Below are 19,723 nucleotides of genomic sequence, written 5' to 3'. Positions count from 1 at the left end.
AAACCTGAACGGACAGTTCAAAACCCGTTCATGCCCGCTCGCTACACTGCCCCCTCGTTTATCGCTTTCAGGAGTTTGAAAACAATGATGTTGCATCTCACGAAGAGTTCCCTTGCCCTTGTTCTGCTTGCTGCCAGCGGCGCCCTCAGCGCGGCCGAAATCACCAACAATAATATCACCGAGGCCGACATCAAGGCGGCGCAGGATGCCTGGGGCGCGGCGCTCATCAAGATCAGTGATGACTATCGGGCCGGTGGCATTGAGCGCGCCAAAGCCACCGCCGAGGCGGTACTCGACAGCGCTTATGGCTACCAGCAGGGGCCGGTGCTGTTCAAACCCACCCTCGCCGGTGGCGAGCAGACCTTTCGCACCACCCGCGAGGGGGCGCTGGCCTATTTTGTCGGCAACAACAGCGCCTATCCGGCAGACAGCGGCTTTGCCCTGAAAAACTGGCAGAGCTACCGCTATGACAATGCCGCCGTCTATATCAACGGCAACATGGCGCTGACCATGGGCAAGGTGCATCTGGTGGATCGCGACAACAAGGAGACCACGGTCGACAAGAGCTGGGGTTTCAAGAAGGGGGATGATGGCAAGGTGCGCATCGTGCTGCACCACTCCTCTCTCCCCTACGGCGCCTGACTGGCGAAGTGCAGCTGACAGAGCTCGCCACCTAATACCAGACAACAAGCCCTGCCAGACCGGCGGGGCTTTTTTATCCGGCAAGGGTGCTCAGGACGCCATGGCCGAGCCCTCTTTACTGCTACCCTCAAGGGCAAGCCATTGAGCGCACAACAGATCCATGCTCATCCATCACCTCGGGAGCCCTACACCATGACCATACTGCCCATCTATGCGGCCCTGCTTGCCCTGCTCTTTGTCCTGCTCAGCGTACGCACTATTCGCACCCGTCACCGCCAGAAAGTGGCGCTCGGCCATGGCGATGATCCCGCCATGCTGCGGGCCATGCGGGTACACGCCAACTTTGCCGAGTATGTCCCCCTCGCCCTGCTGCTCATCTATTTCGTCGAAACCGGCAGCCATGCCCCCTGGCTGGTTCATCTGCTGGGGAGTGCCTTGCTGCTTGGTCGCCTCTGTCACGCCTTCGGCATGAGCCGCACGCCGGAGAATTTCCGCTATCGGGTAGTGGGGATGGGGCTGACCTTCACCGTCATTTTGCTGAGTGCGGCCTGTCTCCTGATCACCACCCTGCTCTCCTGACCAGAGCGGGTCAGCCAAACGCGGAGCTGCAGAAGCAGAAATAGAAAAGCCCTGCCGATATGGCAGGGCTTTTCGTTTAACCGTTCAGAGCGGGAGAGTGGCTCTCCTTGCCCTTACTGGTTATGGCTGGCGCGACGGGGACGACGGGCCTGAGCCGGCTTGGCGGCGCCATCAGCAGGACGCTGACCACCCTGGGGCTTGGGCTTGCCGCCGTTGCCGGAGCGGTTAGCGCCTGCGTTGCCACCATTGTTGCCGGAGCGAGCGGCACCCTGACGCTGGCCTTGACCTTGCGGACGCGGCGCACGGCGCTGCTCGCTCGGATCACGGGGCTCTTTGCGCAGCGGCGCGCCGATACCACGGGCGATGTTGTCGAGGGTCTCGCGGGACGCTTCGAAGCCGGGCACCTGCTCGCAGGGGATGTTCTGCTTGGTCAGACGCTCGATGGCTTTGATCAGTTTGCCTTCATCGGCCGCGACCAGGGAGATGGCGTGACCGGCAGCACCGGCACGACCGGTACGACCGATACGGTGTACGTAATCTTCCGCCACGTTCGGCAGCTCGAAGTTCACTACCTGCGGCAGCTTGTCGATATCGAGGCCACGGGCCGCGATGTCGGTCGCCACCATCACGCGCACGCTGCCATCCTTGAAGCCGGCCAGTGCGCGGGTACGGGCACCCTGGCTCTTGTTGCCGTGGATGGCGGCGGCACTGATGCCATCTTTTTCAAGCTTCTCGGCAACGCGGTTGGCGATGTGCTTGGTACGGGTAAAGACCAGCACCTGCTGCCAGTTGTTGCTGGAGATCAGGTGGCTCAGCAGGGCAATCTTGTTGGCCTTGTCGCACGGGTGAACCAGCTGCTCGATACGCTCGGCGGTGCTGTTGCGCGGGGCGACCTCGATCACTGCCGGGTTGTCCAAAAGGCCGGTTGCCAACTCGCGAATTTCATCGGCGAAGGTAGCGGAGAAGAGCAGGTTCTGGCGCTTTTTCGGCAACAGGGTCAGGATGCGGCGGATGTCGCGGATAAAGCCCATGTCAAGCATGCGATCCGCTTCGTCCAGCACCAGGATCTCCACCTCGTCAAACTTGACGGCATTCTGGTTGTAGAGATCGATCAGACGGCCCGGACAGGCCACCAGCACGTCCAGACCACGGCGGGTCGCCATCATCTGCGGGTTGATGCTCACGCCACCAAATACCACGTGGCTGCGCAGGGGCAGATGCTTGCCGTAGTTGCGCACGCTCTCGCCCACCTGGGCGGCCAGCTCGCGCGTCGGGGTCAGTACCAGCGCACGGACGCGGTTCGGAGAGACCTTGCGCTTGCTCTCCATCAGACGTTGCAGCATCGGCAGGGTAAAGCCTGCGGTCTTGCCGGTCCCTGTTTGGGCCGCCGCCATCAGATCGCGGCCAGCCAGAACGGCGGGGATCGCTTGCTGCTGAATGGGAGACGGGGTGTCGTAGCCTTGTTCGGCAACGGCACGCAACAAGGGTTCGGCCAGACCGAGGGAAGTAAAACTCATAGTTACCTGCTAGGGATAGGGGCGCCGACAATCCGGGATGGGGCTCCTCTGCTGAGCCGATGCCATCTCGCCAGACTCGGGCCTGTTGAGAACACAACGATTTCCCCGGGGAGCAGAGCAAAGGGGAAAGAATAGGGGCGCAGTCTAGCGGAGTTATTGAGGAGAAACGAGAAAAATGTGATGTTCCTCCCAGCACGAGGAGAAAATCCCGCCTTCCCTGCCCCAATTTCTCCCGTTTATCCGATCTTTTACTACTGCCCTATTAACATCAGACACAATAAAAACACTCTGTTGTCAGCAAGGCACGGAGATCAAAAAGATCAGGGATGATGAGGTTTATATGAAGAGGCAATCAGGCTTTCCCATGAGATGGCCACTCTGGCTTGCCCTGCTGCTGTTGTGGGCGATGCCGGCACAAGCCGACAAGCAGGTTTTCACCGTGGCCTGGAGCCACTGGCCCCCCTTCAGTCAGCTCAACAATAAAGGGGAACTGGCAGGGCTCGATATCAGCCTGACCCGCCAAATCCTAACCAAGGCGGGTTTCACTCCCAAATTTCGTGAAATTCCCTGGGCCCGGGCACTCCATCTGGTGGAGCATGGCCAACTTGATATAGCGATGGGCGCGCTGGCGCTGCCGGAGCGCGAGCAATATGCCCGCTTCTCGGCCCCCTATCGCCACAGCGCCTACGTGCTGCTCAGCAACGATCCCATTCCTGGCCAGCAGGATCGCTGGGCCGGTTACCCGACCCTCTCTGCGCTGTGCAACGCCAAGGGGCTCAAGGTTGGCAAGCTGCGCGGCACCCGCCCGATGCAGCAGTTGGAAAACTGCCCGGCACTCAAGGAGGTAACCGAGTACAACGCCGACGACCGGCTGATCGATCTGCTGCTCGCCCGCCGCCTCGACGGCGTCATCATGGAGTGGCAATACGCCCGTTATCGCCTCGACCAGCTCGGCGCCACCGGCTTTATCAGCTGCCAGTTGCTGCTCCACCACCAGCCGGTCAGCCTGATGTTTGCCAAAGAGAGCATCAGCGATGAGCAGCTCGTCAGCATCGACAAGGCGATCGCCACCCTGCCCAAAACCGATCGCAACTTTCCGCCCCCCACATGCCGCCTGAGCGCTGCACCCGCTGGCGATGAACCCCCGCTGCATTAACCCGAGCGGAGAAAACAAAAAGGCGACCCAAAGGTCGCCTTTTTCATGCTGGCCAATCAAGCGTTGATCCGCCAGTGGGTCGTTATGCCGATCAGCGCAGTTGCGGCGTCTGGGTCAATACACCCTGATTCTGGGCGCGGTGACGCAACAGATGATCCATCAGCACCAGCGCCAGCATCGCCTCGGCGATGGGCACGGCACGGATGCCGACGCACGGATCGTGGCGCCCCTTGGTGATCATCTCGGTAGCCTCACCCTCGGTGGTGATGGTCTTGCCCGGCACCGTGATGCTGGAGGTAGGCTTGAGCGCCATGCTCACCACGATATCCTGACCGGATGAAATACCGCCCAGAATGCCGCCCGCATGGTTGCTGGCAAAGCCGGCCGGGGTCATCTCGTCACGGTGCTCGGAGCCTTTTTGCTCCACCACCGCAAAGCCGTCACCGATCTCCACCCCTTTCACCGCATTGATGCCCATCATGGCGTGGGCGATGTCGGCATCGAGGCGGTCAAACACCGGCTCACCGAGGCCCACCGGCACATTGCGCGCGATGACCTGCACCTTGGCACCAATGCTGTTGCCCTCTTTCTTCAGATCACGCATGTATTGATCGAGCGCTTCCAGCTTGCCCGCATCGGGGAAGAAGAAGGGATTCTGCTCGATCTGCGCAGCGTCAAACGCCTCGGCCTTGATGGGGCCAAGCTGGGAGAGAAAACCGGTGATCTCGATGCCATGCACCTGTTTGAGGTACTTCTTGGCAATGGCTCCCGCCGCCACCCGCATCGAAGTTTCGCGGGCGGAGGAGCGACCACCGCCGCGATAGTCGCGCTGACCATACTTCTGGTGGTAGGTGTAGTCAGCATGGCCCGGGCGGAACAGATCCTTGATGTCGGAGTAATCCTTGGAGCGCTGATCGGTGTTCTCGATCAAGAGCCCGATGGACGTACCGGTGGTTCTCCCCTCAAACACCCCGGAGAGGATCTTCACCTCGTCCGGTTCACGGCGTGGCGTGGTGTAGCGGGAGGTGCCGGGCTTGCGCCGATCGAGATCCCCTTGCAGATCCGCCTCGCTGATCTCCAGCCCCGGCGGGCAACCATCGACCACGGCGCCCAGCGCCAGACCGTGGCTCTCGCCGAAGGTGGTTACCCGAAAGAGTTGGCCAAAACTGTTCCCTGCCATAGGCGCTCCTGCTTAGTTTTTGTAGATGGCAAAATGATCCTGATACTGCACCAGCTCGTTGCGCGTCATCACGAACACACCGTGGCCGCCGTTCTCGAACTCTACCCAGGTAAAGGGGATTTCGGGGAACTGGGATTCCAGATGGATCATGCTGTTGCCCACCTCGACCACCAGCACGCCGTCATCCTTGAGGAAGTCGGCCGCATTGGCCAGCAGGCGCTTGGTGAGCTTGAGACCATCGCTGCCGGAGGCGAGCGCCAGCTCCGGCTCGTGACGGAACTCGTCCGGCAGATCCGACATATCTTCGGAATCCACGTAGGGCGGGTTGGAGACGATGAGATCGTACTTGTCGCCCGCCGGCAGATCGCGGAACAGATCGGAGCGGATCGGGATAACCTGCTGCTCCAGCCCGTGATCGTTGATGTTGCGCTCGGCCACGTTGAGGGCATCAACGCTGATGTCGATGGCGTCAACCTCGGCGTCCGGGAACTCGTGAGCCATGATGATGGCGATGCAACCGGAGCCGGTGCAGAGATCCATGATCCGGGTCGGCTCCTGTTTGAGGAACGGCGCGAAGCGGTTGGCCACCATCTCGGCGATGGGAGAACGGGGAATGAGTACCCGCTCGTCAACGTAAAACTCCCAACCGGCATACCAGGCCTTGTTGGTGAGATAGGGCGCGGGAACACGCTCCTGCACGCGGCGCACGATCAGTTCGGCAATCCGGTGACGCTCGCTGCTGGTGAGACGGGAGTGGCGCATCGCCGGATCCACGTCCGGCGGCAGATGCAACGCGGGCAGTACCAGCTGCACAGCCTCATCCCAGGCGTTGTCGGTACCATGTCCGTAGAAGATACCGGCGTCGTTGAAACGACTCATGGCCCAGCGCAACATGTCCTGGATGGTGTGCATCTCGGCAACCACCTCATCGATAAATATCTTGTCCAAATCCACCTCCAAGTCGAGTAATATCCGGCCCGAGAATTTTATACAGCGAGCAAGACGAGTACCTGATGAAAAAAACGCCCTCACCGACAGACGAGGAAACCCAGCTGTTCCGCGATGCGATAAAAGGTACCCGGAAAATCAAGCAAGATACCATAAGGGCCGAGTTACGCCCGGTCAAGCAGAAACGCGAAATGCGCGAAAGCCGCGAATCCCTTGGGGTTGACCACTATTTCAGCGATGAGTATCAGCCCCATCTCGAGGACGATGGCCCGACCCGTTATGTGCGCGAAGATGTGTCGAAATTCGAGCTGAAAAAGCTCAAGCGGGGCAGTTATCCGCCGGAGATCTATCTCGATCTGCACGGCATGAACCAGCATCAGGCCAAACAGGAGCTGGCGGCCCTGCTCACTCTCTGCCAGAAAGAGAACATTCACGTCGCCTCGGTGATGCACGGCATCGGCAAACATATCCTCAAACAGCGCATTCCAAGCTGGCTGGCCCAGCACCCCAACGTGCGCGCCTTTCATCAAGCTCCGCGCGAATGGGGCGGCGACAGCGCCATTCTGGTCTTGCTGGATATCGAGGAGTAGCTCGTAAAATCGGCAACCTATACTGAATATCAATACGTTATTGACAGTGGAGGTTGCATGTTTACACGAGGCTCCCATGCCGACATCAAGTCATCCCTCGACGCCATCGGCGCTGCCGTGGCGGTATTCAGCCTCGACAAGGATGACCACTTTGTTCTGGTATCAGCCAACGACACCTTCGCCAAGGCCTTCGAGATCGAGGTGCTTGGCTGCATTGGCAAACGGCTCAACGAAATGTTTCCCCGCTACATCACCAGCAGCATCGAGCAGCCGATGCACGAGTGCGTGAGCCAGCAGACCGGGGTGGAGAGCGAACTGCCCATCGATAGCCTGTCGCGCACCAGCTGGTGGCGCTTTGTCCTCTCCCCCATCATTCCCGAGCAGGCACGGATCAACAGGATCATCGTCACCGCCATCGACATCACCGCCAAGAAGCAGCTGGAAGATGCGCTCACCACCAGCCGCCGCCGTTTTGAAGCGGTCGTCAACTCCGCCTATGACGGCATCATCAGCGTCAGCAGCGAATCGCGGATCGAACTTATCAATACCGCTGCCTGCGAGATGTTCGGCATCGACGAGAGCTATCTTGGCAAACGGCTGGAGACCCTGCTGCCGCAACGGTTTCGCGCCAACCATGACAGCTACTTCAAGGCGTTCAGCAACTCCCCCATCAATTCACGCCCCATGCATGCCCGCGCCTCCGTGGTAGGGCTGCGCCGCGATGGCAGCGAATTTCCGCTGGAGGTCACCATCGCCAAGATCAATATGGGCCAGACCACCGAGATGACCGCCATCCTGCGCGACATCTCCGAACGGGCGCGCCTGGTGGAAGAGCTGAAGGTCGCCGCCACCACGGATCCCCTGACCGGTATTGCCAACCGGCGCCGTTTCGATGAGCTGGTCAACGCCGAGATGCAGCGCTGCCAGCGCTTTGGTCACACCATGGGCCTGCTGCTGATCGACATCGATCACTTCAAGGAGGTCAACGACACCTTTGGCCACCAGCAGGGGGATCAGGCGATCCTGAGTCTGGTCAACCGGATCGGCAAACAGCTGCGCGAGGTGGACATGCTGGGGCGCTGGGGCGGCGAGGAGTTTATCGTGCTGCTGCCGGAGACCTCGCTGGAGCTGGCCTGGGCCAGCGCCGAGCGGATCAGACTGGCGGTGGAGTCGGCCCGCCATGCGCTATCCGGAGCGCTTGAGGTCTCACTCACCATCAGCATCGGGATCAGCGCCAGCAAAGGCCCCCTCGACAGCGTGGAGAAGATGGTCAGACGGGCCGACACCGCCCTCTATATGGCCAAGAAACAGGGGCGCAACTGCTGTCGCAAGGAGGAGCCGGAGCCGACCTGATGGCTCGGCCCCTTCTTCAGTCACGACGGCTTGCCCCTCGACCAGTCACAAAGAACCATTCATTCGTTATCACAGCCAGTTCGGAGCCACGCCACCTTGAGTGGCGTGGTGCTTTTTACCCGCCCCCATACACAGATTGTTTCACTGGCCTGACAGAGTTAACCATCGCTTTTACACAGGTGAAATAATGGCGCACGGCCAGCACGGCAGGTCTCTTATTGCGATGGCGCTTTGCCGCGACAATGCCCCCCTCCGATCACCCTCAGATAGCGGTCAAGCAGACTCCGAATGACCAGCAAACACGATGCAAAGTGAGCACAACCGGATTAAGGATGATCGGGAGTCACAAAGGCCTGTTCACTCATAGTCCACCGGTTGAGGGTGGTCGGCAAAATGGCAGAGGTTTATCCGGTGTCAAAGGTACCGGAAAATGCACCGTCAGCATGCCGCCGTTGGCCAACTGCCAATCGAAAAAGTCATCAAATCCGGCACTTGTCACGGCACGGATCACCTTGGCGACAACCCCATGTGCGACCAGCAGCACCCGCTCCCCTTGCGCGTTCGAGGTCAGTTCTAGCAGCCCTTGCGACACCCGGGCAACTACCCCATCCAGCGTTTCCCCACCGGGTGGTGCCTCTGGCCACTCTTATTAATCCCGATATCCAGCGCGCCCTGATACCGTCCTTCCGCATTGGCTTGCGTCTCGCCATGGCGGATAACAACCAGCTCCATACCAACCTCCTTTGTTGGGGTTACCCTGGTTTTACTTCCCTTTGGGATAACGGGGATGCTCGTCCTGGATCGGCAACCAGGGCAGCTGGCTGTCGGTATGGATGTGGTAGGTTGGCGCAACAGCATCCGGATTATCGAGGGAGGCGATGGCCAACGTGAGATACTCAGGGTACTGGGTGCTGCGATACGTAAGGGAGGAGCCACACTCGGCGCAAAATCCCCGGCGGATAAAATCTGAAGACGCATACTCGGTCGGTTTGCCGCATAACCACTGCACCTGTTCGGCGTGAAAGTCCATCCAGGCCCCGACCGGTGCCCCCGTGGAGCGCTGGCAATCACGACAGTGACAAAAATCGGCCGCAACAGGTGCAGTCAGCACCTCATAACGGATCGCCCCGCAATGACAACCGCCCTTCATCTTGCCCCCTTTGTTGCAATTTTGCACAAGCCAAAGAGCTTACCAATATAAACCGATCGTTCACATCAATTTTCTCAAGGGAATAAGCGACAAGGTGCCGAGATAAAGCTGCGCGATATAGCAAGACCTCACCATTTTGGTGATAAATGACATTTTACCAATAGGGGAATTACTCCCCTAACGCGCAATGAGAGGATTCATTTAATGATGGGAAATGAATTAGCCCGCAGTGTGCGACAATTATCAGGGGACGCCAACTTATGGAGCTAACCAACCAACATGTAAAACGGCTGCCCCTCACTTCTTCCAACATTATTTTATTTCAACTTTCAGATAAAAATCGTTCTGTAAACCAAGACTAAAGCACCATTAAAAACACCAGATAATATTCAGTGATGCACTTTTGAATTAACGAGGAGAAGGAGTTACCCTCCCTCTCCTCTTTGGGCGTTAAATTACACCATCTTATTTGGCAGGCACCACAACCCAAGGGCCACCCTTGGTTGGATCATCACCCTGCGTCCACCATTTGGCCTGATAGACAACGCCTTTGTAGCTCACCTTGCTGCCAGCGGTATAGACCTTGGTCGCTTCCCAGGCCGGGTTGCCACCGATGGGCGGTTCGCTCGGATCGACCGGCGGCGGAGTCAATTTGTCTACGACCCGCACTTTCGGCCAGTTGGCGTGGGAGCCGTAGAAGTTGGTCACGCACTTCTGGTAATCGCCCGGCACCAGCGCCGAGTAGGCGGTCTGGAAGCCGACCAGCTCACACTCGAAGGAGTAACCGCCCGGGCGATCCGGATAGTATTTCCAGTTGCCATCCCAGTTGGTGTAGAGCACGTCGGTGGCGCCGTTGAGGTTGAGGCTGCCATAAGGCGTCTGCTGCCAGCAGGTATTCTTCTCATCGGCCTTGACCGGGATCTGGTAGTGATTGGCCAGCCCTTCCCAGTAGCGAATACGGTTGACCGGCTGCCCCTTGTCCTTGTTCTGTTCGCCACACTCGATGCCGCCATTGATGACGTTGATGGTGGTGCCAAAGCCGTAGCCGATACCGGCATCCACTTCCCGTTTGGAGGGTACCCAGGTGCGGTCAATCACGTGCAGCATGGCCGGCTTGGGTGCCTGCGGTGTGAGGAAGAACCAGATGGCCGAGGCGAGGTTGAGCCAGGAGTCCGCCACCAGCCCCGGGTTGTTGAGCAGCACGGAGGCATCGCCATCGAACATCGCCTCGGAGAAGGCACCGTAGTTGAAGTGGTAGGAGAGCTGCTTGGCACCGCGACCGAAGTAGCCTTGTCCGGTACTGCAGGGCCACTTCTTGTTTTGCCAGTCGTTCTGACCGCAGCCGGTGGTGTAGCCGGTCTGTCCCTCTGACCAGCCCATCTCGCGCACATGCACCAGCGCCTGCTGCCACTCTTCCAGCCCCAACGGGTTGTCGGAGACATTGTCCTTGGAGATATGGCCCCCCGTCTCCTGAGAGAAGTGGGCAAAGGCGGTCACGATGGATTTTTTACAGATCGCATCGGAATCACGCCCGTCAGTATATTCCCCGCAAAATGCCGGAAATTTACCGATAGCACGCAAGAACCGGACATAGGTGTATTCCGGCGCTGCCATCTGGGTTAAATAATCCCATTCCGACTGGGGAAATACCCGTTCAACCCGTTTTACGTTGTCAGGGTTGCTTGCCAACCCGGGTTCAATGGCATCGACTATTTTATTGGATCGGGTCGCCAACGCCTTGGCCCAAATTGCATACATGGGATTGGCTGTCTTGGCTTTTTCCACGGCAGCCACATCAGAGGCAGCAATAACATATCCACCGGGGTTCTGCGGATCGGGTTGAATATTCATGGTTGCGCTCATTGCACTATAACTTGGCAATGCGCAGGCAGCCGCAATCAACCAGGCACAACGCTTGGGTTTGAACATAAATCACAGTCCTTGTTTGAATATAGGGCGCTACAAGAGTAGGTGTTTTATTAACTAATTTCACGATGAGAATTAAGAAATAAAACAGATTTGTGAGCCATTTCACCTTGTCAGAAAAATTAGCAATGAACCGACACAAAGAACTCATACGAAACAATTTTTGACAAGGTGGCACCAGTAAAACTGGATCCGCGCGAGTGGATGGAGTGGCTACCACCCGTACATTTTTTTAGACGCAAAAAATGGCTGACAAGAGGAGCTTGTCAGCCATTCGAAACTATCAAGCAGCAGGGAGGCCAGCGACTCAGGATTCTGCTTTCACGGCGCGGATCAGGATGTTGCGCGGCGTCATCGGTTTGGCACAGAACTCCCCCACCTCGACCCGATAACCCTGCTCTTGCAGGAACAAGGCTCTATCGAGGGCAAGCCAGATCTCGAGGGGACGGCGAAACAGGTGACGCACCAGCTCCATCCGGGCGACAGCGCCAAAACGCGCCTCCCCTTTGGTTACAAAGGCGTCGTAGTCCAGTCCGCTCGGCAACGCGATCCCCTTGCGCTCGGCAGCCCAGTCGCAAAATGCCGCGAAACTGCCGGTCAACAGGCTCTTCTGCATATTGGGCACCGGCAGATACTCATCGATCCCGCGCACTTCCCGTTGCAGGCAATCAAAGGCGAGCCGCCACACCACCTCCTGCTCACGCAAGCGGGTGATCCGCGCGCCGCCGGTCACCGTCTCCTGCAACGGCAGTTTGAGATCGGCCTTGGCCAGACGCAGCGCACTGCCCTGAGCGGCTTGAGAGAGCGGACGGTAATCCGAGGTGCGGATCAGATGGTAACAGCAGGGGGAAATGGTCACCCCGCAGGCACTGCGCTCGGCCACTTGCGCCAACAGATGGGTGTGCAACTCGCCACAGGCATGCAACGCCATGGCGTGGTGCTCGGGCGCAATAAGCTCGGCAGACTCGGGAGCAAAGGCATCGGCGCAGCAGAAGATCATGGTGGCGCCATCACGCTCGGCCAGCTGACGACCCTCTTCACAGAGCTGCTCTTGCAATTCGAGGCTCAAGACCGACGCATGACGATGACGTGATACCAGTCGCCCAAGATGCCCTTTGCCGGCACACCACTCCAGATAAGGTCCCTGATGTGCGGGCAGGCAGGCAGTGAACGCCTCTATTTGCGCCTGCTTGCGCCCCGGCATATGCAGCGCCATCTCCTTGCTGCAACTGATAGGCTCGGGGGTAAAAGGCTCAAGCTGACTGAGTTGCAGCAACACCTCGCCATCGGCAATCCAGGGGGAGAGCAACGAACCAAGGGCCGCCATGTCGCCATCAAGTTCAGCCAGTTGCTCCAGCGTGAGAGCATCGAGCTGTGCCACCAGCTCCGGTGCCTCGTTGGCAAAGGGCATGGTCAGGTGGTGATAGGGCTGATATTGCCACCAGCGCCGATGGCGGATCAGCAGCTGATCCAGTTGTTGAAAGCGTTGCGCCAGCACAGGAGCCTCTATCCGGTAGTCAAAAGGAGGCTCATTCTAGCGATCCCGCTTCAAATTGCACTCCTGCTGCGCAGTAAAGTGCCGCTCAAGGGAGTAGCCTGACCCGGCTTGCTACCCGACCTGACAAAATGCGGGGTTTTATGCTATATTCCGCCCCCTCTTTGATGCGCCCCGCCCGATGCGGGTCGTTTTACTACCAACCAGGGGATCAATAACATGACCATCAACGCCATCCTGCAAGCGCGCGCAGGCGCCAAGTGTGAACTGTGCGGCGCCGAGCAGGCACTGACCGCTTTCGTGGTACCCCACTCCCCCGCCAGCGATGATGATCACAGCGTGGCCATCTGCGATACCTGCTGCGGCCAGCTGGAGCAGCCGGAGACCGTGGTTGTCAACCACTGGCGCTGCCTGGGCGACAGCATGTGGAGCCAGGTGCCGGCCGTTCAGGTCATGGCATGGCGCCAGCTGAAAGCCCTCTCCGCCCAAGGCGAAGTGTGGGCTCAGGACATGCTGGACATGATGTACATGGAAGAAGAGACCAAGGCCTGGGCCGAAGCGGGCATGGCTTCCGAAGATGACGACAGCGTGCCGACCGTTGACTCCAACGGTGCCGTGCTGCAAGAGGGCGACTCCGTCACCCTGATCAAGGATCTGGACGTCAAGGGCGCCGGCTTTACCGCCAAGCGCGGCACCCTGGTCAAGGGCATCCGCCTGACCAACAACCCGCTGCATATCGAAGGCAAGGTCAACGGTGTGCAGATCGTGCTGGTCGCCGCCTACCTGAAAAAGGCGTAATACCGCTCGGCAACTTGTGCCGACGACAATAAAAGGATGGCCAACCGCCATCCTTTTTTATTTGCCGCCCCTTTATGAGCCACATATCAGCAGCACAAAATAACTTTTCAGCCATCGCCAAGCCACATACTTTCGCCAATACGACATATTGCAAACCAGCCATACACCTGACCCATATTCGTACGTTGTGGTGTGCAACTATGTGGCTCCCTCCCCTTTTATCCTGCAGCACACCTCCCCAGAGCCCCTGCTGCGCCGGTTTGATTACGCCAACCTATTCACACTTACTGTCACACTTGCCTTGACCACTATCGGCGACTAACAGCAAGGCTTTGCTCGCATGCCCGTATAGGCTCACAAGCGGAACGCTCTCGTCCAACAGGACTCTTATCAGATGGCGGTAATATATTGGTGACCAAGCTCTTTTTCTCAATGGCTGGCAAGCGCGTCTCGCAAGGCTGCTCGAGCAGGAAATTGGCTAGAAACCACTGGGCTATTTTGTGAGCAAGGACAAAAATTGACTAAAAGCAGGTCATAGAGGCTTGACTTTATATTTTAAAAAAGAAGGAGGAACGAGGTAAGGCGATAAGAAAATAACGCTATAAATAACCCCTCCCCCAATCGATGAAACAGCTCGAAAAAATTGGCACAAGGGTTGTGCTCGCTGCTGTGCTCGCCAAAAGTAACTCCGTGGACAAGCCGGCAATATATCGGGCAGATGACCAATATTGTCCGGTTAAGCACCCCGTTAATTTGTCATCTGTTGTTCAGGCACTGAACATGAGCGATGAATCGCAAGGTAAAAATGGCGATAACCGGATAAAAAACAGCCCCGTCACACGCGCTGTTGCGACGGGGCCATCTTGATGGTTTCAGGCGGGAGAGGTCACGCCCCCTTTTTCTGGCGGGCCTTGTGCTCTTCCAGCAGGTTCTCCGGCGGGGGCGGCACCTGCAGGTAGAATCCCTGCATGGCCAACGCCTCCATCACCTTGCCGACTTCAGCCAGCCCGAGGGGTTTGGCTGGGTCCAGTTTGGTCATCAGCACCAGCTCGGGACGACCAAAAACTGCCATCAAGGGGGCCGGTACGCGGGAAAAGTCCTCTCTTCTTTCAACAAAAAGGTAGGTCTCGGCTTTTTTGCGACTTTTATAGACTGCACACAACATGGAAATTGATATAATCCGACGAGTTTATTGCCTCTGATGGGGGCAAACTATAACATCAGGAATTGAATAACAATAACGGATTAGCATCTCTGCCTCGGGGAAGATTCATGGTTGAGCGCGATAACGAATTGAAAGGGACCACCTTCACTATTTCTGTGTTGCATATCAGCGATGGCGAGCCAGAGCGGATCCGTCAGTTGTTGGCGGAAAAAGTGGCTCAGGCGCCCTACTTCTTTAATTGCGCACCGCTGGTGATCAATGTTTCCCGACTGGAACAGATCCCCGACTTCGAACAGCTCAAGGAGCTGGTGGAGTCGGAAGAGTTTGTGCTGGTCGGCATCACGGGCGCGCGAAGTGAAGAGATGAAGACGGCGGCCAAGGCGGTGGGCCTTGCCGTAATGGCCTCGGGCAAGAGTCGCAAGAGCGATCCCCAACCTGAGCCAGAGCCGGTGGTGGCACCTGCCGCCCCCGTTACGCCCCCTGAGCCGGAGCCGGCCCCCCTCATCCCGACCCGGGTGCATGTGGGCCCGGTGCGCTCCGGCCAGCAGATTTATGCTGCCGGCACCTCGCTTGTGGTGCTGGGCTCAGTCAGTCCGGGGGCCGAAGTGCTCGCCGATGACAGCATTCATATATATGGCACCCTGCGTGGCAGAGCCATAGCCGGAGCCCGCGGCAATACCCGGGCCCGGATCTATTGCCAGCAATTACAGGCCGAGCTGCTCTCCATCGCTGGCACATTCCAGCTCAGCGATGCATTGCCGGCAGGCCTCATCCAGCAACCGGTCCATATCCGGCTGGATAATGAACAACTCCGTATAGACCGTATCAAATAGAGTTACAAGGAAGCGAGAATGGCGCGAATCATAGTCGTTACATCGGGTAAAGGTGGCGTTGGCAAGACCACAACCAGCGCGGCCCTGAGTACCGGTTTAGCCCAGCGTGGCCACAAAACTGTGGTCATCGATTTTGACATCGGTCTGCGAAACCTGGACCTCATCATGGGCTGCGAGCGCCGCGTGGTGTATGACTTCGTCAACGTCATCAACGGTGAGGCCAACCTCAATCAGGCCCTCATCAAGGACAAGCGCAGCGAGAACCTCTATATCCTGCCGGCGTCCCAGACTCGTGACAAAGATGCCCTGACCAAAGAGGGTGTCGAGAAGGTGCTGGAGCAACTGGCCGAGATGAAGTTTGACTACATCGTCTGCGACTCTCCGGCGGGGATCGAAGCGGGCGCATTGATGGCCCTCTACTTTGCCGACGAGGCGATCGTCACCACCAACCCGGAAGTCTCTTCCGTGCGTGACTCCGACCGGATCCTCGGCATCCTCTCCTCCAAATCCCGTCGTGCCGAGCGCGGTGAAGACCCCATCAAGGAGCACCTGTTGCTGACTCGCTACTGCCCGACCCGCGTCAATCGCGGCGACATGCTGAGCGTGCAGGACGTGCAGGAGATCCTGGCCATCCCGCTGCTCGGGGTGATCCCGGAGTCACAGGCCGTGCTGCGTGCCTCCAACTCGGGCGAGCCGGTCATTCTGGACAAGGAGTCCGATGCCGGTCAGGCCTATGATGATGCGGTTTCCCGTCTGCTCGGTGATACCAAGGAATTTCGTTTTCTGGAAGAAGAAAAGAAGGGCTTCTTTAGCCGACTGTTCGGGAGTTAAACATGTCATTATTGGATTATTTTCGTTCCAACAAGAAACAGAACACCGCACAACTGGCCAAGGAGCGGTTGCAGATCATCGTTGCTCACGAGCGTTCATCCAGAGGGGGGCCGGATTACCTGCCCCAGCTCAAGCAGGATATCCTCGACGTGATCCGTAAATACGTCAACATCGATCCGGACAAGATCACCGTCCAGATGGATCAGAAGAGTGACGAGCTCTCCGTTCTCGAGCTCAACATCACCTTCGCCGATGACAACAAGAAGGGATGAGCTGACGCCATATGCGTGACCCCTTCCCTCAATGAAGACCGGATCCCCTGGCTGGATCCGGTTTTTTATTGCCTCAACCTGGCGAAGCGCCTGCAACCGGCTCGCCAAGGAGTCTGGCGACAGCTAGAATAGCGCCGCCTTCGCTTGCATCGGCCAGCGAGGTTTCTTCTCTTTTTTCTGGAACAGAACTTATGTCCTTGAATGACGAAATGCACAGCGTCGAAGAGCTGCTCGACACCGCCCTTGAACTCTTTATGGAGCTGGCCTCCGACAACCTGCCGGAGCAGGAGATCATCCGCTTCAATCAGGAGTTCAACGATCGCGGCCTGCTGGCAGAAACCGACCCGGCCGACGACTGGGAAGCGGATGTGGGTTTTGCCGTGAGTGATGCCGAATACGCCGAGATCTGGGTTGGCCTTGGCAACGAGCAAGAAGAGTACGAGCACCTGTTTGCCCGCATGCTGCTCTCCCGCCGTGTTGACGAGAAGTTCTGCCACATCGAATGGCTGCCCCAATAATTCCGGATCCCGATGATCCGAGCCAGTATGTCTGGGAGTCTGACTCTGACGCCCGGCAGATGGCGCCTGAAACCCCGCCCCCCTCATTGGGGCGCCGGGTGTTGAAGTGGGTTGGCAAGGCCTTGCTGGCCGGGCTTGTCTGCTCGGTCGTCTCCGTCTTGCTGCTGCGCTTTATCGATCCCCCCATGTGGAGCTGGCGCATCGAGCGAGCCCTCTTTCCGCCTGCCAAAGTGGCACAAGTGCGCCATGAGTGGGTGGATCTGGAGTCCATCTCCAAAGAGCTGCAGCTGGCGGTGATTGCCGCCGAGGATCAACGCTTTGCCGAGCACAACGGTTTTGACATGGACGCCATCAATGCGGCGCTCAAGCACAACCAGCACAGCGAGCGGGTACGGGGTGCCAGCACGCTGAGCCAGCAGACCGCCAAGAATCTCTTTATGTGGAGTGATCGCAGCTTCCTGCGCAAAGGGCTGGAAGCCTGGTTTACCCTGCTGATGGAGCTGGGCTGGGACAAATCCCGCATCCTCGAGATGTATCTCAACATTGTGGAATTTGGCCCGGGTATCTATGGCGCTGAAGCCGCAGCCAACTACTACTTCGGCAAACCGGCCAGCCGGCTGACCCGCTACGAGGCTTCACTGCTGGCCGCCGCCCTGCCCAATCCCTGGCGCTATCGGGTCAAGCCACCTTCGCCCTATGTGCAAAAGCGGGCGGTCTGGATCCGCCGCCAGATGGGGCAACTGGGTCAGGTGACCCTCAACCGGGTCTATCAGGCCAATTGATCATCAGGCGCCACCGGATTTTACCGGTGGCTCCTGCCCCGCCTCCGCCGGCTCCTGATTGAGGGGCAGAGAGTGCCACCACCAGCTCTCCCGTCGTCGCTTGATCTGCTGTCGTCTTGTCCGTAACCGCATCGCGTCGTCCCCACACCTATTCACCCGCCACTTAACCATACCCCCGATATGACCGGTTGGACAGGTCGTACCCCGCGGCGCACTGGTCTGGCCGCCACCGCCAATACTTGTTACAGTAGCGGCCTCGATGTATCTGGAGTGATTTCATGGAACAGCGTACCCCGGATCAGCTGGTCGAATGGGCCTATGATCAGTTTCTTGAGCAGGCCGCCGACATGCTTGCCCCCGAACAAATCGTCGATATCACCCTGGAGTTTGAACAGCGTGGCGCCGTGGAGGCGACCCTGCCCAATGCCGACTGGTCGGCAGAGCTGGGTGAGCCGGTCGATATGGAGCGCTGGGTCGAAGTGTGGGTGGGTCTGCTGGATCATCAGGAGGAATTCGAGGTGATCTTCGCCACCTTCCTCCTGCCCCGCCTGATCACGGAAAATCAGGTTTATGTGCGCTGGCACCGCCAGCAACAGGCATAAAAAAGGCGCCATCGGCGCCTTTCTTTCTGGCTTCCCATGCTCAGGGCTGCGCTGCGATGGCCTTGGCCAGACAGCGACGGCACCAGCAGGCACTGGCCGCCGTCATCGGCAAAGTCGGCAACTGACGGCACCAGCACTGCTCGATGGTCATCCCGGCGGAGAGGGCGCAATAGGCCGGTTCACCACAGCCCGGACAACGGTGAGTGCTCCTGGTGCCATCCAGCTCGGCCATCACTGCCAGCTGGGCATCGCTCTCCATCGCCGACCAGTGACCGATCTCGGTCAGGGTGCGACCACAGCCAAGGCAGAGGCCATCCTTTGCCTTGCATAGCCCGATGCAGGGACTCGGCACTTACTCCTGCTCCCCGCTCTGGGCAGCAGATCCCGCCTCGGTCAGGGTGATGGCATTGTCTTCAATGACGATCTTGCCCTGCTTGTAGAGGCCGCCGATCGCCTTCTTGAAGGTGCCCTTGCTCATGGCAAAAAGCTTGTAGATGAGCTCGGGTTCGCTCTTGTCACCCACTGCCAGACTGCCACCCTGCTTTTTCATCCGGGCCAGAATGCGCTCGCCGGCATCGTCCACCTTGGCCATACCCGGCTTTTGCAGGGTCAGATCCAGCTTGCCATCGTCGCGCACCTGCTTGACCCAGGCGGTCTGTGGACGGCCCGTCATCACTCGGCCAAACACTTCGTTGCGAAACAGCATGCCGGGGTACTGGCCGTTGACGATCACCTTGATACCGAGGGGAGAGTGTTCACCGGGCAGAGCTGTCACCTCGTCTCCCGCCTTGAAGGGGGGCTTGGCGGTGCTCAGGAAGCGCTCGAGGCGGCTGGTACCCACCATGCGCCCCTCGTTGTCCAGCATCAGACGCACCAGATAGACGTGACCCACCTGCATCGGCTTGTTCTGCTCGCGGCTTGGCACGAACAGATCCTTTTTCATGCCCCAGTCGAGGAAGGCACCGATCTTGTTGGCGTTGACCACCTTCAGTCCGGCAAACTCGTCCACCATGGCGAAGGGCTTGTCGGTGGTGATGACCGGCTCGCAGTCGGCATCCAGATAGAGGAATACCTGTACGCTCTCCCCCTCCTTGATCCCCTCGGGAAGCTGGCGCTTGGGCAGCAGCAGCTCGCCGTATTCGTCGGCTGCCAGCCAGGCGCCGCGATCTTCGAGTTCAACGACGGTGAGGGTGTTCATCTTGCCAATCTGTATCATGGTGCTCTCTTTTTTCATTACCCGGACGGGCCGGCTGGATCACGGCCCCTATGGCCGCGCATGTTACCCCAAGAGGGGTGATCCGGCCTAGTCCCCTCGCCTCACTCTGACCGGTCGATGGCGATATAATCGCCATTCAACCGTCCCTTTGCTGCAAATACCCCCACATT

The 19,723-nt window shown here is 58.6% G+C and carries 22 protein-coding genes and 1 pseudogene; 12 read left to right on the top strand and 11 right to left on the bottom strand.

What is annotated here, in order from left to right; translation table 11 throughout:
- The first annotated feature begins 84 nt into the window (after positions 1 to 84).
- On the top strand, positions 85 to 642 hold the full coding sequence (locus I6L40_RS12310; RefSeq protein ID WP_041207857.1) for a hypothetical protein: 558 nt from the start codon (positions 85 to 87) through the stop codon (positions 640 to 642).
- A gap of 192 nt (positions 643 to 834) precedes the next feature.
- Positions 835 to 1,221, top strand: a complete 387-nt coding sequence (locus tag I6L40_RS12305; RefSeq protein WP_216994316.1) for an MAPEG family protein — start codon at positions 835 to 837, stop codon at positions 1,219 to 1,221.
- A 113-nt stretch (positions 1,222 to 1,334) separates the two neighbouring features.
- Here the strand turns inward: I6L40_RS12305 and I6L40_RS12300 are convergent, their stop codons facing one another.
- Entirely contained in the window at positions 1,335 to 2,738 is a 1,404-nt protein-coding gene (locus I6L40_RS12300) for a DEAD/DEAH box helicase (protein WP_071910007.1), read from the bottom strand.
- A gap of 406 nt (positions 2,739 to 3,144) precedes the next feature.
- On the opposite strand from I6L40_RS12300, the gene I6L40_RS12295 reads away from it, so the two are divergent.
- Positions 3,145 to 3,894, top strand: coding sequence for an ABC transporter substrate-binding protein (locus I6L40_RS12295; protein ID WP_254204104.1), 750 nt, complete (start codon positions 3,145 to 3,147; stop codon positions 3,892 to 3,894).
- A gap of 91 nt (positions 3,895 to 3,985) precedes the next feature.
- Here the strand turns inward: I6L40_RS12295 and aroC are convergent, their stop codons facing one another.
- Both aroC and prmB read right to left on the bottom strand, forming a co-directional pair.
- Positions 3,986 to 5,074, bottom strand: a complete 1,089-nt coding sequence (aroC, locus tag I6L40_RS12290) for a chorismate synthase (RefSeq protein ID WP_071910003.1) — start codon at positions 5,072 to 5,074, stop codon at positions 3,986 to 3,988.
- A gap of 12 nt (positions 5,075 to 5,086) precedes the next feature.
- Positions 5,087 to 6,022 carry a 50S ribosomal protein L3 N(5)-glutamine methyltransferase gene (prmB, locus tag I6L40_RS12285; protein WP_071910323.1) on the bottom strand — a complete coding sequence of 312 codons (936 nt, stop codon included), beginning with the start codon at positions 6,020 to 6,022 and terminating at the stop codon, positions 5,087 to 5,089.
- A 65-nt stretch (positions 6,023 to 6,087) separates the two neighbouring features.
- Between prmB and smrB the strand changes: the two genes are divergently transcribed.
- On the top strand, positions 6,088 to 6,612 hold the full coding sequence (gene smrB, locus I6L40_RS12280; protein ID WP_041207861.1) for an endonuclease SmrB: 525 nt from the start codon (positions 6,088 to 6,090) through the stop codon (positions 6,610 to 6,612).
- Positions 6,613 to 6,669: 57 nt separating this feature from the next.
- Complete coding sequence (locus tag I6L40_RS12275) at positions 6,670 to 7,965, top strand: diguanylate cyclase (protein ID WP_071910001.1); 1,296 nt, start codon at positions 6,670 to 6,672, stop codon at positions 7,963 to 7,965.
- A 361-nt stretch (positions 7,966 to 8,326) separates the two neighbouring features.
- On the opposite strand, the pseudogene I6L40_RS12270 reads toward I6L40_RS12275, so the two are convergent.
- The 4 genes and pseudogenes from I6L40_RS12270 to I6L40_RS12255 form a co-directional block, all read right to left on the bottom strand.
- Positions 8,327 to 8,697: pseudogene (locus I6L40_RS12270) on the bottom strand (histidine phosphatase family protein).
- Between the two features lie 31 nt (positions 8,698 to 8,728).
- Positions 8,729 to 9,115: a GFA family protein gene (locus tag I6L40_RS12265; RefSeq protein ID WP_071910000.1), complete on the bottom strand. Its 387-nt coding sequence runs from the start codon at positions 9,113 to 9,115 to the stop codon at positions 8,729 to 8,731.
- A 465-nt stretch (positions 9,116 to 9,580) separates the two neighbouring features.
- Complete coding sequence (locus I6L40_RS12260; RefSeq protein ID WP_082044079.1) at positions 9,581 to 11,044, bottom strand: chitinase; 1,464 nt, start codon at positions 11,042 to 11,044, stop codon at positions 9,581 to 9,583.
- A gap of 304 nt (positions 11,045 to 11,348) precedes the next feature.
- Entirely contained in the window at positions 11,349 to 12,539 is a 1,191-nt protein-coding gene (locus I6L40_RS12255; RefSeq protein WP_083593305.1) for a methyltransferase, read from the bottom strand.
- A gap of 216 nt (positions 12,540 to 12,755) precedes the next feature.
- On the opposite strand from I6L40_RS12255, the gene I6L40_RS12250 reads away from it, so the two are divergent.
- Positions 12,756 to 13,334: an alkylphosphonate utilization protein gene (locus I6L40_RS12250; protein WP_216994314.1), complete on the top strand. Its 579-nt coding sequence runs from the start codon at positions 12,756 to 12,758 to the stop codon at positions 13,332 to 13,334.
- 886 nt (positions 13,335 to 14,220) lie between these two features.
- Here the strand turns inward: I6L40_RS12250 and I6L40_RS12245 are convergent.
- On the bottom strand, positions 14,221 to 14,499 hold the full coding sequence (locus tag I6L40_RS12245; protein WP_201931262.1) for a YcgL domain-containing protein: 279 nt from the start codon (positions 14,497 to 14,499) through the stop codon (positions 14,221 to 14,223).
- 107 nt (positions 14,500 to 14,606) lie between these two features.
- Between I6L40_RS12245 and minC the strand changes: the two genes are divergently transcribed.
- The 5 genes from minC (at position 14,607) to mtgA (ending at position 17,735) form a co-directional block, all read left to right on the top strand.
- Positions 14,607 to 15,332: a septum site-determining protein MinC gene (minC, locus tag I6L40_RS12240; protein WP_033112498.1), complete on the top strand. Its 726-nt coding sequence runs from the start codon at positions 14,607 to 14,609 to the stop codon at positions 15,330 to 15,332.
- Positions 15,333 to 15,350: 18 nt separating this feature from the next.
- Entirely contained in the window at positions 15,351 to 16,163 is an 813-nt protein-coding gene (minD, locus tag I6L40_RS12235; protein ID WP_033112499.1) for a septum site-determining protein MinD, read from the top strand.
- Between the two features lie 2 nt (positions 16,164 to 16,165).
- Positions 16,166 to 16,435, top strand: a complete 270-nt coding sequence (minE, locus tag I6L40_RS12230) for a cell division topological specificity factor MinE (protein ID WP_033112500.1) — start codon at positions 16,166 to 16,168, stop codon at positions 16,433 to 16,435.
- A 191-nt stretch (positions 16,436 to 16,626) separates the two neighbouring features.
- Positions 16,627 to 16,953 carry an HI1450 family dsDNA-mimic protein gene (locus I6L40_RS12225; RefSeq protein ID WP_033112501.1) on the top strand — a complete coding sequence of 109 codons (327 nt, stop codon included), beginning with the start codon at positions 16,627 to 16,629 and terminating at the stop codon, positions 16,951 to 16,953.
- Entirely contained in the window at positions 16,938 to 17,735 is a 798-nt protein-coding gene (gene mtgA / locus I6L40_RS12220; RefSeq protein ID WP_071909995.1) for a monofunctional biosynthetic peptidoglycan transglycosylase, read from the top strand. Before I6L40_RS12225 ends, mtgA begins: the two co-directional genes overlap by 16 nt.
- 3 nt (positions 17,736 to 17,738) lie before the next feature.
- Here mtgA and I6L40_RS21125 read toward each other — a convergent pair whose 3' ends face one another.
- Positions 17,739 to 17,867, bottom strand: coding sequence for a hypothetical protein (locus tag I6L40_RS21125; RefSeq protein WP_255933624.1), 129 nt, complete (start codon positions 17,865 to 17,867; stop codon positions 17,739 to 17,741).
- A gap of 146 nt (positions 17,868 to 18,013) precedes the next feature.
- Between I6L40_RS21125 and I6L40_RS12215 the strand changes: the two genes are divergently transcribed.
- On the top strand, positions 18,014 to 18,337 hold the full coding sequence (locus tag I6L40_RS12215; RefSeq protein ID WP_041207870.1) for an HI1450 family dsDNA-mimic protein: 324 nt from the start codon (positions 18,014 to 18,016) through the stop codon (positions 18,335 to 18,337).
- A gap of 40 nt (positions 18,338 to 18,377) precedes the next feature.
- On the opposite strand, the gene I6L40_RS12210 is transcribed toward I6L40_RS12215, so the two are convergent.
- Positions 18,378 to 18,689, bottom strand: a complete 312-nt coding sequence (locus I6L40_RS12210; protein ID WP_071909993.1) for a DUF1289 domain-containing protein — start codon at positions 18,687 to 18,689, stop codon at positions 18,378 to 18,380.
- Positions 18,690 to 19,571, bottom strand: a complete 882-nt coding sequence (locus tag I6L40_RS12205) for a S1 RNA-binding domain-containing protein (RefSeq protein ID WP_071909991.1) — start codon at positions 19,569 to 19,571, stop codon at positions 18,690 to 18,692. It lies immediately after the preceding gene.
- Between the last annotated feature and the right edge of the window lie 152 nt (positions 19,572 to 19,723).

Origin of the sequence: Aeromonas sp. FDAARGOS 1410, assembly GCF_019048745.1 — a bacterium.
Lineage (GTDB): Bacteria > Pseudomonadota > Gammaproteobacteria > Enterobacterales > Aeromonadaceae > Aeromonas > Aeromonas jandaei.
The sequence above is the reverse complement of the archived record's forward strand: the minus strand, read 5'-3'. Positions and strand labels throughout refer to the sequence as shown.